This window comes from Mesorhizobium sp. RCAM 05104 (assembly GCF_059683645.1).
The window spans coordinates 4,116,512-4,130,064 of the sequence record NZ_CM185033.1 but is presented as its reverse complement, the minus strand read 5'-3'; the positions used below and the strand labels follow the sequence as shown (position 1 = coordinate 4,130,064).

The 13,553-nt window shown below is 64.7% G+C and carries 11 protein-coding genes; 6 read left to right on the top strand and 5 right to left on the bottom strand.

Features of this window, described 5'->3' with window-relative positions; all coding sequences use genetic code 11:
* Positions 1 to 348: 348 nt before the first annotated feature.
* Positions 349 to 1,710 (bottom strand): vWA domain-containing protein, encoded by a 1,362-nt coding sequence (locus tag AC56QP_RS20215; RefSeq protein WP_497100398.1) that lies wholly within the window; start codon positions 1,708 to 1,710, stop codon positions 349 to 351.
* A 343-nt stretch (positions 1,711 to 2,053) separates the two neighbouring features.
* Complete coding sequence (locus tag AC56QP_RS20210; RefSeq protein ID WP_489858361.1) at positions 2,054 to 2,923, bottom strand: transglutaminase-like domain-containing protein; 870 nt, start codon at positions 2,921 to 2,923, stop codon at positions 2,054 to 2,056.
* Positions 2,924 to 3,091: 168 nt separating this feature from the next.
* Between AC56QP_RS20210 and AC56QP_RS20205 the strand changes: the two genes are divergently transcribed.
* Entirely contained in the window at positions 3,092 to 3,757 is a 666-nt protein-coding gene (locus AC56QP_RS20205; protein ID WP_489858362.1) for an HAD-IA family hydrolase, read from the top strand.
* An 8-nt stretch (positions 3,758 to 3,765) separates the two neighbouring features.
* Here the strand turns inward: AC56QP_RS20205 and AC56QP_RS20200 are convergent, their stop codons facing one another.
* The gene (locus AC56QP_RS20200) at positions 3,766 to 3,987 is read right to left on the bottom strand and encodes a DUF1674 domain-containing protein (protein ID WP_256751897.1); all 222 of its coding nucleotides are present in this window, start codon (positions 3,985 to 3,987) and stop codon (positions 3,766 to 3,768) included.
* Between the two features lie 105 nt (positions 3,988 to 4,092).
* Between AC56QP_RS20200 and htpX the strand changes: the two genes are divergently transcribed.
* Together htpX and AC56QP_RS20190 are read left to right on the top strand one after the other, a co-directional pair.
* Positions 4,093 to 5,112 carry a zinc metalloprotease HtpX gene (gene htpX, locus AC56QP_RS20195; protein ID WP_489858363.1) on the top strand — a complete coding sequence of 340 codons (1,020 nt, stop codon included), beginning with the start codon at positions 4,093 to 4,095 and terminating at the stop codon, positions 5,110 to 5,112.
* Positions 5,109 to 6,497, top strand: coding sequence for an RsmB/NOP family class I SAM-dependent RNA methyltransferase (locus AC56QP_RS20190; protein WP_489858364.1), 1,389 nt, complete (start codon positions 5,109 to 5,111; stop codon positions 6,495 to 6,497). Before htpX ends, AC56QP_RS20190 begins: the two co-directional genes overlap by 4 nt.
* A gap of 159 nt (positions 6,498 to 6,656) precedes the next feature.
* Here AC56QP_RS20190 and AC56QP_RS20185 read toward each other — a convergent pair whose 3' ends face one another.
* Positions 6,657 to 7,589 (bottom strand): phytanoyl-CoA dioxygenase family protein, encoded by a 933-nt coding sequence (locus AC56QP_RS20185; RefSeq protein ID WP_489858365.1) that lies wholly within the window; start codon positions 7,587 to 7,589, stop codon positions 6,657 to 6,659.
* A gap of 60 nt (positions 7,590 to 7,649) precedes the next feature.
* Here AC56QP_RS20185 and AC56QP_RS20180 point away from each other — a divergent pair, with 60 nt between their 5' ends.
* The 3 genes from AC56QP_RS20180 (at position 7,650) to purH (ending at position 12,105) form a co-directional block, all read left to right on the top strand.
* Positions 7,650 to 8,507 (top strand): helix-turn-helix transcriptional regulator, encoded by an 858-nt coding sequence (locus AC56QP_RS20180; RefSeq protein ID WP_489858366.1) that lies wholly within the window; start codon positions 7,650 to 7,652, stop codon positions 8,505 to 8,507.
* A gap of 162 nt (positions 8,508 to 8,669) precedes the next feature.
* The gene (locus tag AC56QP_RS20175; protein WP_489858367.1) at positions 8,670 to 10,394 is read left to right on the top strand and encodes a heparinase II/III family protein; all 1,725 of its coding nucleotides are present in this window, start codon (positions 8,670 to 8,672) and stop codon (positions 10,392 to 10,394) included.
* A 94-nt stretch (positions 10,395 to 10,488) separates the two neighbouring features.
* Entirely contained in the window at positions 10,489 to 12,105 is a 1,617-nt protein-coding gene (gene purH / locus AC56QP_RS20170) for a bifunctional phosphoribosylaminoimidazolecarboxamide formyltransferase/IMP cyclohydrolase (protein WP_489858368.1), read from the top strand.
* A 46-nt stretch (positions 12,106 to 12,151) separates the two neighbouring features.
* On the opposite strand, the gene AC56QP_RS20165 is transcribed toward purH, so the two are convergent.
* Entirely contained in the window at positions 12,152 to 13,528 is a 1,377-nt protein-coding gene (locus tag AC56QP_RS20165) for an MFS transporter (RefSeq protein WP_489858369.1), read from the bottom strand.
* Between the last annotated feature and the right edge of the window lie 25 nt (positions 13,529 to 13,553).

Genomic DNA, 13,553 nt, shown 5'->3' with positions numbered 1-13,553 from the left:
CCGAAGCGAGGGCAACACTGTTGTCTCTTTGCCCCTGAACTGCAAGCCGGCCCGCCCGGAAAGACACACCACCCGGCTTTTTGAGGGTGACGCCTTGCCATTTTCCAAATGACACCCCATCATCTGTGCGTGTTCAACAAATCGAAAGGAGGTGATCCGATGTCGAGTGATTTCGTTTTCCAGAACGTGGCCTCAGCGGATTGCACTTTCGGGAAGCAGTCTTCCCGTTAAGGCGCGAAATGCGCGGCGGGTGACCTCATGGGTCGCCGCCATGGGCCGCGCCACGGACGGAAACACGGAAGGCCGCCGGCTTCGAATGAAGCGGCGGCCTTTTCCTTTGCCGAACCCTTACTTGGTGAGCGCCAGGGTCTCGATGTTGCGGGCAATCGTCTGAAACGCGTTGTCCAGTTCGGCACCATTGGCGGCCTGATAGAAATGCTTGATCGAGCCGCTGTCCGTGCTGGCGCAATCCTGCAGGGTAGCCTCGGCATTTGCCTCTTCGAGGTTGAAGCCGATGGTGAAGATTTCGATGCCTTTGTCACGCATGGCGGCGCAGAGTTTCCTTGCCGCCGCGCGGGTCGGTTCCTTGCCGGCGGCATTGTAGACCTCGCCGACGGTGTTGGCGTCGAAATAGGACAGGTTGAATTCGCCATCCGTCATCAGGATCGCATATTTGGCGACCTTCTTCGGATCCATTTTGGCTGGCCGCTCCGAGGCTTTCATCACGCTGCCCCAGCTTTCCGACAGCATGTACCAGGTCCACTGCACGCCGATATGGCCGGCTGTCCCGCCCGATGCGACAAAATCCTTGATGACGTTCTTGAGGGCGCTGGCGTCGGCCGTCAACGGGACGAGTGCCGCGGCCGGGCAAGCGGCGGTCCGGGTGTTCGCGGCAAAGGTCGACAGCAGGTAGTCGCGGTTGACCATGCTCGAGCCAGGACCCGCGTCCGAATACTGATCGGCACCCTTGCGTTCTGTGGCGCAATTGTCTGGGCGCGGCGAAGCCGAAGCAGGTTGTGCACTCGTGTTGCCGGGCGCCTGCTTGCGTTGGCTCGCTTTGGTTTCGACATAGACTGTGCTGTCGGCGAGCGCACCCGCATTGACCGAATTGGCGTAAGGCACGATGGAAACCCGCACACGGGGCCTGGTCGGATCCTGGTTGCCCAGGAAACTGTCCACCGCATTGCTCGCCGCCGCCTTCAGATCCTTGATCTTTTGACCGGCCATCGAACCGGTCACGTCGAGCATCATCGCCACTTCGATGGTCTTGTCCGAATAGAGCGCCGTCGTGGAGGCGGCGACGCGCTTCATGTCGCCCATGCCAAGAATCGGGAAGAACAAGGCGACATCGACATGGACGTCCGCCTGGACCGTCTTGGCGTTCTTGTCGAGCGTCAGCTTGTCCAGCACGATCTGGTCGGCCTGCAGGATGCCTGCCTGGCTGTTGGCGTCGAGAAAGTTCTGCACCGATTTGTTGGCATCGGCTTCCTTGATGACGCCGGTCGTCAGATCGCGCGCCGTCGACGTCACGGCCGCGTCGACCACGCCCTGCAGGCTCGATTTGGCATTGTAGAGCTGCGATACGTTGACGGAAAAGCCGACACCCAGCGACAAGACCGACGCGGCAAGGCCGAACAGGACCGCGAAATTTCCACCGCGATGTCTGGCGAAACCGCTAACCGCGTGAACAAGACCCCCGTAATTCCGCATCCAACGCCTCCGCATGCTTCGGCCTTATCGCCGCAGGCAGGGCAATGCAGGATTCCAGCCGGATGACGCCGCTACGCCCCACCAGGCGAGATGCCTCGCAAGCAACACATTGTTTTTGCTTGGGTTCGGACTGCAAGAAAGTGAACAACTGGTAAACAAAAAGCCATGACAGCGGCGGCGTTTACGACACGCTAACCATGATCAGACCCAAGCATCGCGGAAGGCCCGACGACGTCCCGTTGCGGCACGGGGCCTGTGTGCCGAAGCGGACCAGCTGTCCCGAAGCCGCAGGACCAAGAAAATGGCATGCGAACGAACTCGGGCAGGTGTCAACCGCTGGAGGCTAGGCCAGCATCCGGGCGCTAACGGTCCTGTCGACGCCGTGATAGGGCGGATTGAACAGATTGCCGTCCTGTTCGTAGGTCCACACCTTGAACAGGTTGAGCCGATGCTGGCCAAAGCTGTGCAGCAGCGGCACGTCGGTGGCATCGCGGCCGCGCGCGATGACGACGCGGCCGATCCTCGGCGTGTTGTGGCGGGCATCGAACGTGTACCACTTGCCATCGAGGAACACTTCCAGCCAGGCCGAGAAATCCATCGGCGCCGGATCGACCGGCACGCCGATGTCGCCAAGATAGCCGTTCACATAGCGCGCCGGAATGTTCATGCAGCGGCAGAGCGTGATCGCCAGATGAGCGAAGTCGCGGCAGACCCCGACCCGCTCCTCATGCGCCTGCGCGGCCGTGCGGGTCGATCGGGCATAGCCATAGCCGAAGGACAGGCGGTTGTGGACATAGTCGACGATCGCCTGCACCCGTGCCCAGCCGGGCGGCAGATGGCCGAACAGTTGCCAGGCGAGATTGCTGAGATGATCGGTCTCGCAATAGCGGCTGCCCAGGAGATAACCGAGTACCTCGTCGGGCAATTCCGCCACCGGCACTTCCCTGGCCAGCGTATTGACCTCGTCCGTCTCGCCGCTGTCCTCGACGACGGCATCGTAGAGGATGCGAAAACCGCCAGCGGGCGCCGTGAAACGACGGCAGGCATTGCCGTGGAGGTCATGGTAGAGCGTCGTCGGCACCGAAGGCGATGTCAGCACGCGCGTCTGGCGCTTGATGTCGGCCTGCCGGTCCTTGTGGATCTCGAGCAGGGAAATCACCGGGGTAGCCTCGCTGCATTCGATGGCGATTTCGTAGCCGAGCCGGATCAGCATCGCGGGTCCCCTTCGATCGTCGTGGAAAACAGTTTTGCTCAAACGCGGGAGGGGTGCCGTGGTTCCCTGGGCCGATTGAAAAGTCCAGCCCGCGCCTTCCCATGCCCGCGCCTTGACGTTACGGTTGGGGCCTTCCCTCGACACGTTCCCCCCGATTCAAGGAAAACCATGTTCGCAGGCAGAAAATTCGCCGCCTTCCTCTTCGATATGGACGGCACGCTCATCAATTCCATCGCATCGGCGGAACGGGTGTGGAGCGATTGGGCACGGCGGCAGGGCTTGGACGTCGCCGCCTTCCTGCCGACGATCCATGGCGTGCGGGCGATCGAGACGATTGCCGGCCTGGCACTCCCGGGAGTCGATCCGGCATATGAAGCCGATCTGCTGCTGAAGGCCGAAGCCGCCGATCTGGATGGCATCGTTCAGATCGCCGGCGCCGCTGCGTTTCTCAACTCGCTGCCGCCTGAACGCTGGGCGATCGTGACTTCAGCGCCACGCGAGCTGGCGCTGTTGCGCATGGTGGCTGCCGGCATTCCCGTCCCTTCCGTCCTCGTCGCGGCGGAAGATGTTTCCCGTGGCAAGCCGGCGCCCGATTGCTTCCGGCTCGGCGCGAACCGGCTCGGCTTCGATGCGCGTGATTGCCTCGTATTCGAGGATGCTCCGGCCGGAATAGCGGCGGCCGAGGCCGCGGAGGCCGCGGTCATGGTCATCAACGCCACGCACCAGCATCCGCTGTCCACGCAACATGCCGCGATCGCTGGTTACGACACGATCGGCATCACCATCGACGAGCGTGGCTGGATTGCGCTGGAGCCGCAGCGCAGCGCCGCCTAGACCAGGCGCTAGAAATCGCTGGTCAATCCCTTGACCTCCCAGTCGCCGTAGCGACCGGGTTCCTTGCCGCCACGGCCGCCGATTTCCTTCGGCATCGCTGCTTCCTTCTGGCGATAGTCTTGCCGCCGGGCCTCGGCTTCGGCCAGCGCGCGGCGAGCGGCCGGCGTCAGCTTTTTTTGCGGCGCGTCGCCACCTTGGCCGGCAGGCGTTTTACTGGTTTCGTCGTTCATGCGATATTTCCGGCGGATTGAAACGGGACCTGGCGTTTCCCATCATATAGCGATGAACCCGCGACGATCGACCCCTTTTTGCCACCCTCTGGATAGGAGCAGACGATGAACACACTTCGCACCGCCATGCTTCTTGCCGCGATGACCGCGCTGTTCATGGGTGTCGGGTTCCTGATCGGCGGATCGGGCGGCATGATGATCGCCCTGGTGATCGCCGCCGGCACCAATCTGTTCAGCTACTGGAACGCCGACAAGATGGTGCTGTCGATGAACCACGCTGTCGAGGTCGACGAAAAAAGCGCGCCCGAATACCACGCCATCGTCCAGGGCCTCGCCGAGCGTGCCGGGCTGCCGATGCCGAAGACCTATCTGACCGACAATGCGCAGCCGAACGCCTTCGCCACCGGCCGCAACCCACAGAATGCGGCGGTCGGCGCCTCCACCGGCCTTTTGCAGGCACTGACGCATGAGGAAGTTGCCGCGGTGATGGCGCATGAACTCGCCCACGTCCAGCACCGCGACACGCTGACGATGACGATCGTGGCGACCTTTGCCGGCGCCATCTCGATGCTCGGCAATTTCGCCTTCTTCCTCGGCGGCAATCGCGACAACAACAACCCGTTCGGCTTTGTCGGCGTGCTGGCGGCGATGATCGTGGCGCCCTTTGCCGCCATGGTCGTGCAGATGGCGGTCAGCCGCACCCGCGAATACGAAGCCGACCGGCGCGGCGCCGAAATCTGTGGACACCCGCTCTGGCTGGCGTCCGCGCTTGACAAGATCGCCCGCGGCGCCGAACGCATTCCCAACCTCGATGCCGAGCGCAACCCGGCAATGGCCCACCTCTTCATCATCAATCCTCTCTCCGGCGAGCGCATGGACAGTCTGTTTTCCACCCACCCGAGCACCGAGAACCGCATCGCCGCCCTTCAGGCGATGGCGCGGCAGACGGCCGGCGGCGCCGAGGCCGCCCCGCGCCAGGCCCGGACACCACGGCAGGCGGACGAACAGCGGCCTTCAGGCCCGTGGGACCAGGCCGCGCGGCCGGAGCAGCCGGCGCAGCCGGCCAAGCCGAAACCCAACCCGTGGGGTCGCAACCCGACCGGGCCCAAGGGCCGGTGGTCGTGAACGTGGCGGACAGGGCACCTCGGCGCACGGTTTCAGGCGATCAGGAACAGAATGGGGGTGGCGAATTCGTCGCCGGCCTCGCCGCCCGCAAGGCCGCGGCGCGCCTGCTTGCCGCCGTCATTGACGCCAGGACGCCGCTTGACGGCCTGACCGATCACGAAAACGGCCACCCGCAATACAAGGCGCTCGACCTGCGCGACCGTGGCCTGGTCCGCGCCATCCTGGTCACCGCGCTGCGCTATCGCATGACCATCACGGGGCTGCTGGCGCGGCGCCTGGAAAAGCCGCTGCCGCCCAACGCCACCGCACTGTCGCACATCTTGCATGTGGCGGCCGCGCAGATCCTGTTCCTCGACATTCCCGACAGCGCCGCTGTCGACCTCGCGGTGACGCACGCCAAGTCCGATCCGCGCACCGTGCGTTTCTCCGGCCTCGTCAACGGCGTGCTGCGCACGCTTGCCCGCGCCAAGGAAACCGAGCTGCCGGCCGCGCTTGCCGCCACCGACGAAGCGCCAAAATGGTTTTCCGACCGGCTGAGGGCAACCTACGGCACCGAGAAGGCCAGACAGATTCTGGCCGCGCATCGGCACGAGGCGCCGGTCGACTTCTCGGTCAAGGCCGATCCCCAACTCTGGGCCGAACAGCTCGGCGGCATCGTCCTGCCGACCGGTACGGTGCGGGTGGAGAAGCTTGCCGGTCCCGTCACCGAGTTGCCGGGCTTTGCCGAAGGCGCCTGGTGGGTTCAGGATGCGGCGGCCAGCCTTCCGGCAAGGCTGTTCGGCGATGTCAGGGGCCTGCGCGTCGCCGATCTCTGCGCCGCCCCCGGCGGCAAGACCGCGCAATTGATTCTCGCGGGCGCCAAGGTCACCGCGGTCGACACTTCGAAGAACCGGCTGGCGCGGCTGGCGCAGAATCTCGACCGCCTTGGCCTGTCCGCCGACATCGTCCAGGCCGACCTGCTCAAATACGAGCCGGAAGAGCTGTTCGACGCCGTTCTTCTCGACGCGCCTTGCTCATCGACCGGCACGGTGCGGCGGCATCCCGACGTGCCATGGACCAAGACGGCGGCCGATGTCGAAAAGCTCGCGGACCTGCAACGCAGGCTGCTCGCCCGCGCCGTCACCCTCGTCAAGCCCGGCGGCAGGATCGTCTTTTCCAACTGTTCGCTCGACCCGCTCGAGGGCGAAGACCTGCATCGCGCCTTCCTCAAGGCGACGGCAACGGTCGTCGACGATCCGCTGCATCAAGGTGAGATTGCCGGCATCGACCCATTCCTGACGTCGCAAGGCACGCTGCGCACGACGCCGGCCGATCTCGACCTCGGCGCGCCGGAACGCTCGGGGCTCGATGGCTTCTTTGCCGCCCGTATGCGACGTGTGGTCTGAGGTGCAGCGCGCCGCCTAGGGTGTGTCGAGATTCAGGTCAGGCCGCGCCGAGAGTGGCGGTTTCCGAGAACCGGAGCGGAGCGTACTCAGGTACGTGAGCACCGGAAGCGGAGGAAACCGGCACTCGCAGGCCGGCCTCATCTGAATATCGATACAGCCTTAGAGCATGTCGTCCAGACTCCAGTGGTTCGCCCACCGCGCGTCGATTTCGTCATCGACGTTTTGAAAACGGATGTCCGTGGACAGCCGAATTCGCCCGTCTGCGCTCTGGTTGGTCGTCGAGGCATGGATCATGTAGGGCGAGTGAAGCACGACGTCGCCCGCCTCGAAATCCGCGATCAGCCAGCGCGTATCAAACCGCTCGGCCATTTCGGGCAGATCTTTCGACACCCAGCCGCCCTCGGTCATGTTGCGGTTGTAGGCGCTGATCCGTTCCTGAGCATCCAGGCCGGCATTGTTTTCGTTGAACCGGGCTTCCATGCCGACGCCGATCGCATGCGAGCCCTCGAGATAGACCAGGCCGCCCATATCAACTGAAACGTCGCCCAGGGGTATCCAGGCCGTAACGATACGGCTGGTGCCGCCGCGCAGATAGACAAGATCATAATGCGCCGGCGTCGCGACAGGCGATCCCGGCTGGGTGAAACGCATGATCTTTCGCTTGTGCAGGTAGGACAGCCCGCCCAGGAATGTATCCATGAAACGCGACAAGGGCGGTTGCGCGCAAAAGCCTTCATAGGCAGATGAACGGACCAGCGACATGATGCGGCGATCGGCCAGTTGCCGGTCGAATGCGCCGGCCGCCGCCAAGCCGAGCGCAGGATCGAGCCCAGGCCTGACCAACCCGGTATCCGCCAGATGCGAAAACACCCAGCCGCGAAGATCGATCACGCTGCTGCGTGGCAACAAACCTTTGAGCCAGACATAGCCTTGCATCCCATAGAGATGGCGAATGGTCTCGATGCAGGCGGAGGGATAGGTCGGGGTGAGATATCCCAACCGGTTCGTCGCTGTCGACAGCACTTTGCCGTTGGCCGCAAGGGCGACGGGAGGAGCGTCTCGCGATGTTGATTTTGCCTGCGATATCGACATTTCAATCACCCATGGCTTCCAGCCTGGGCTGACAATGCCCTATTGTGGCGGCCAGTGCCCATGAACAGAAGATTCAACCTGGACTTTTCGCTCATGCATGACCGTCAATTGGCATTGTACCGGTCGCCCTCGGCCGCGATGGGCGGCTTGTCGGTGACGGGTGTCGGCCGCCATCGTGTCGAGCAAGCCATTGTCGGGCGACGGCTGCCGGATTTTGCCGTCGTGCTGGTGGAGCAAGGCAAGGGCTGGCTCGAAACCAGGGCCGCGGGCAAGCAAGCAATCGCGGCGCCCAGCCTGTTCTGGCTGTTCCCCGGCAAAGCGCATTCTTATGGGCCGGACGAGTCGGGATGGATCGAGCGCTGGGCGCTCTTCGAAGGTGCCTTGACGCGCGATTTCACGCGCATGCGGCTGATCGTCGAACAGGCGCCGGTCGTTCGTTTGTCCGATCTCGGCGACATGCAGCGGCTGTTCGATCGGCTGTATGCCGAGCTGTCCCTGGATACCGCGCTAAGTCAGGCGGAGGCCGCTGCCACCGTGCATCGATTGGTCGTGCGGGCCGCCCGGCAAGCGACTGGCTGGGGCAACAGCGAAAGCCATCCCGATTTTCAGCGCGCCGTCGAGGAACTACGCAATCGCGCGGTCGAACCGCTTGACTTCAAGGCGTTCGCCGCGAAATTCAAGATGTCGCCGGCGACCCTGCGCCGCAAGTTCGCACTGCACACCGGGCTATCGCCCAAGGCATTCCAATTGCGTATCCGGCTCGACCTCGCCAAGCAATTGCTGGTGACCACCGATTCACCCGTTGAGGCGGTGGCCATGGCGGTCGGCATACACGATGCCTTCTATTTTTCCCGGCTCTTTCGGGATCGCGAGACATGTTCGCCCAGCGAGTTTCGACACCGCCACACGAGGAAATGAACAGCGACGCGAGCACTCATATGCTCCCGGAAAGGCTTGACTTTTTTGGGGTCGATATTGCCGCCTCGGAGTGAACCCCTTCACCTCGGCGGAATCCGCCTTCGCATAAGTTCTTGAATCATATAAGCTTGAGCTTGGGGTAGAGGACGATCAGGAGGGGTTTTGGCACTGGCCGCCAGCAGCACGACGCGTCTATGGACGCTTGTCGCGAAGGAGTTCTGGCGCAAAACGCGCCGGCGCCTGCGTGCCGGGCCGGTCTATCGCTGGCGCTATTCCGGCCGCACGCCGGAGCGTGTGCTGATCGCGCCGCCGGACCTGCGCCTCGCCGACCCGCAGATCGCGCTCGAGATCTACTACGGCCGCTACCCCTTGTCGGGGCATCTGGTCGAGACCGGCGGCAAGTCGCCTTTCCAGATCAACGTCCCCAACCACGGCTGGCAAAAGACGCTGCATGGCTTTCGCTGGCTGCGCCACATGCGCGCCGCCGGCACCGAGCTTGCCGCCGCCAACGCCCGCGCGCTGGTCGCCGACTGGATCGCCATGCATGGCAGCAATATTTCCGGTGTTGCCTGGGAGCCCGGCACGACAGCCAAGCGCATCATCGCCTGGCTGCAGCATTCCTCTGTCGTGCTGCAGGGCGCGGAATTCCCCTTCTACCGGGCCTTCCTGAAATCGCTGGCCATGCAGATCCGCTATCTCAGGTCGATGGCGCGCGAGATGCCCGATGGGAAGGACCGGCTGCGCGCCCGCATCGCGCTGGCCTTCGCCACCCTGTCCTTGCCGGCGCCCGCATCGGCACTACGTGGCGCCACCCGCAACCTCGCCGAGGAACTCGACCGCCAGATCCTCGCCGACGGCGGACATATCTCGCGCAATCCTATGGCGGTGCTGGAAATCCTCGCCGACCTTTTGCCGCTGCGCCAGACCTATGCCAACCAGGCGGAAACGCCGCCGCAGGCGCTGATCGGCGCCATCGACCGCATGCTGCCGGCGCTGCGCTTCTTCCGTCACCAGGACGGCAGCCTAGCCCACTTCAACGGCATGGGCGCCACCATCCATGACCGCATCGCCACCATCCTGCGCCACGACGACACCGCCGGCGCGCCGCTCCTGCATGCGCCGCATTCGGGCTATGAGCGCCTGTCGATGGGTGGCGTCACCGTCATCGCCGACACCGGCCTGCCGCCGCCGGTCGACGTTTCCAACGCCGCGCACGCCGGATGCCTCGCCTTCGAACTGTCATCCGGCCGCCAGCACTACATCGTCAATGCCGGCATCGACACCTATGGTGCCGCCGAGTTCCGGCCGCTGGCCCGCGCCACGGCCGCGCACTCGACAGCCACCATCAACGACACCTCGTCGGCACGCTTCAGCCACTCGCTGCGCGTCAACGACCTGCTCGGCTCGCCGTTGATCGGCGGCCCGCAGCACGTCCCGTGCAAGCGCACCGACCAGAAGGGCGTTCAGGGTTTCATCGCCCGCCACGATGGCTATGTCGCCCGCTTCGGCTTCCTGCATGAGCGCGAGCTGAAACTGTCGACGAATGGCAACGTGCTGGCCGGCAGGGACCGGTTCCTGCGGCCGGGCAATGCCTCGATCCGCAACAACGGCCGCGATTTCATCACCATCCGCTTCCACGTCCACCCCGACATCGACCTGCTGCAGGACGAGCACGATCGCCTGGTCCTCGCCGCGGATCAGGCCGACACCTGGGTGTTCACCTCCAGCGAAGTGGCGCCGGAGGTCGAGGAATCGATCTATTTCGCCGGCCTTGGCGGCCCGCGCCGCAGCCGGCAGATCGTGCTCGCCTTCAAGGCATCGGACGTTGCCGAGGTCCATTGGCAGCTGACACGCACCAGCGTCGCCGGCTACCCGGAAAACAACTGACTGTGTCCGCCAGGACTGACCTTGCGGCTTGATTTCCTGATGTCATGTGCTACGGCGCGGACTTACCCCTCCAGCCGTGAAAGGCCGCCAGCCCATGGCCGTCGCCGCCAAGAACATTCCCGCCCCTGACCTCGTTCCCGTCCGTCGCGCGCTGCTCTCCGTTTTCGACAAGACCGGCCTCATCGATTTCGCCAGGGCGCTGGCGGCCGCCGGCGTCGAGCTGGTCTCCACCGGCGGCACGGCCAGGGCGATCGCCGAAGCCGGCATGGCCGTGCGCGACGTCTCCGAGCTCACCGGGTTTCCCGAGATCATGGATGGCCGCGTCAAGACGCTGCATCCTTCGGTGCACGGCGCGCTGCTTGGCGTGCGTGACGACCCCGAGCATGCCAAGGCAATGCGCGACCACAAGATCGAGCCGATCGATCTGGTCGTCTCCAATCTCTATCCTTTCGAGGAAGTCCGCCGCTCCGGCGCCGACTATGCCGCGATCGTCGAGAACATCGACATTGGCGGCCCGGCGATGATCCGTGCCTCGGCCAAGAACCACGCCTATGTCGCCATCGTCACCGACCCCGGCGACTACGCCGCGGTGCTCAATGCGCTGGAGATGAATTTCGGCTCGCTGTCGCTGGATTTCCGCAAGAAGCTGGCGGCCAAGGCCTTTGCCCGCACCGCCAGCTATGACGCGGCGATCTCCGGCTGGTTCGCCGAGGCGCTCGAGATCGAGCATCCGACCTGGCGCGCCTTTGGCGGCAGGCTGGTCGAGGTGATGCGCTATGGCGAGAACCCGCACCAGAGCGCCGGCTTCTACGTCAACGGCGACAAGCGGCCGGGCGTCGCCACCGCACGCCAGCTTCAGGGCAAGCAGCTGTCCTACAACAACATCAACGACACCGACGCCGCTTTCGAACTGGTCGGCGAATTCGATCCGGACCGCTCCGCCGCCGTTGCCATCATCAAGCACGCCAACCCATGCGGCGTCGCTGAAGGCACGTCGCTGAAGGCAGCCTACGCCAAGGCGCTCGCCTGCGATCCGGTCTCGGCCTTCGGCGGCATCGTTGCCATGAACCGCGTCCTCGACGCCGAGGCGGCGGAAGAGATCGTGAAAACCTTCACCGAGGTCATCATCGCGCCCGGTGCGACCGACGAGGCAGCGGCAATCGTCGCGGCGAAGAAGAACCTGCGCCTGCTGGTCACCGATGGCCTGCCGGACCCGCGCACCCCTGGCACGACGGTCAAATCCGTCGCCGGCGGCATGCTCGTCCAGGGCAGGGACAATGCCGTCGTCGACGACCTCGAGCTGAAGGTAGTGACGAAGCGGGCGCCGACACCGGCCGAAATGGCCGACCTGAAATTCGCCTTCCGCGTCGCCAAGCACGTCAAGTCGAACGCCATCGTCTACGTCAAGGACGGCACCACCGTCGGCATCGGCGCCGGCCAGATGAGCCGGGTCGATTCCTCGCGCATCGCCGCGCGCAAGGCACTCGACGCGGCCGAGGCTGCCGGCCTTGCCGAGCCGCTGACCAAGGGCTCGGTCGTCGCCTCCGACGCCTTCTTCCCCTTCGCCGATGGCTTGCTGTCGGCGATCGAAGCCGGCGCCACCGCCGTCATCCAGCCGGGCGGCTCGATGCGCGACGACGACGTCATCGCCGCCGCCGACCAACACGGCATCGCCATGGTGTTTACGGGTGTGAGGCATTTCCGGCATTAGTCTAGGCGGCGCCTTCCTTCTCCCCTAGGGGAGAAGGAAGAGGTGCTCACTCCGCCGGCCGGTCCGCCGGATACGGTGTGCGAACCAGGATCGCCATGCCGATGGCCAGGAACAGGATGATCACCGCCATGCCGAGCCGGGCCGAGCCGCTGAGCGCGGTGATCGTCGCCACCAGGAATGGCGCCAGAAAGCTGGTTGCCCGTCCAGCCAGCGCATAGATGCCGAAATAGCGGCCGGATTCCGCCGCCGTCACGCTGCGCGCCATGTAGGAGCGCGACGACGCCTGCACCGGCCCGAAGGCCAGGCCGATCAACAGCCCGTACATGATGTAGGCCTTTTCGGCCGCCGTGCCGAACAGCCCGCCCGAATCGACCGTCGGCAGCTGTATCAGGCCGAGCAGCGTGAAGCCCGGACCGGTCGAGACGACGCCGATGGTGGCGACGGACAACATGACAAGCGCAATCATCACCACCACTTTGGAGCCGAGGGCGGTATCGAGGCGCGCGGCGACCCAGCAGCCGAAGATGGCCACGACGTTGAGGATGATGCCGAACATGCCGATCTCGGTGATCGACCAGTGGAACATCGCCGCCGCGAAGGTGCCGCCCAGCGCCAGCAGCGCATTGACGCCGTCCTGGTAGATCATGCGGGCGACAAGGAAGCGGAAGATGCCGCCGCGCCGGCGCACCTCGGCCAGCGTCGATTTCAGTTCCGACAGGCCTTCGCGCACCGCCGGCCCGATCGGAATGCCCTTGATGGCGTCCGGCGTGAAGAAGAACATCGGCAGGATGAACAGGAAGTACCAGCCCGCCGACAGCGGTCCGGTGGCCCTGGCATCCTCGCCGAGCTTCGGGTCGAGTCCGAACAGCGGGTCGATGCCGATGATCGTCTTGCCGGTTTCCGGCGAGCCGGCCATGCAGGTGACGACGAAGATCAGCGCGATCATGCCGCCGAGATAGCCGAGGCCCCAGGCAATGTTGGAGATGCGGCCGATCTCGCTTTTCGGCACCAGGCGCGGCATCATCGAATCGTTGAAAACGGTCGAGAATTCCGCCGCCACCGAGGCCAGCGAGAACAGCGCCACGACCAGGAACAGGTTGGAGCCGGGCGCGGCGAACCAGAGCAGGGCCAGGCTGGTGATCTTGATCGCGGCGAAGAACGCGATCCATGGCTTGCGCGGCCCGGTCTGGTCGGCGATCGAGCCGAGGATCGGCGACAGCACGGCGATGACCAGTCCTGCCGCGGCGATGCCGTAGCCCCAGACCGCCTGGCCGGTAGTCGGATCGCTGGCCATGCGCGAAACGAAATAGGGGCCGAAGATGAAGGTGGTGACGACGGTGAAGAACGGTTGCGCCGCCCAGTCGAAGAACATCCATCCCCAGATGCCACGCCCCGACGCCCGCTGCACTGCCACCTCGGTCATGTCCCCTCCGTCTTTTTGTTGAGCA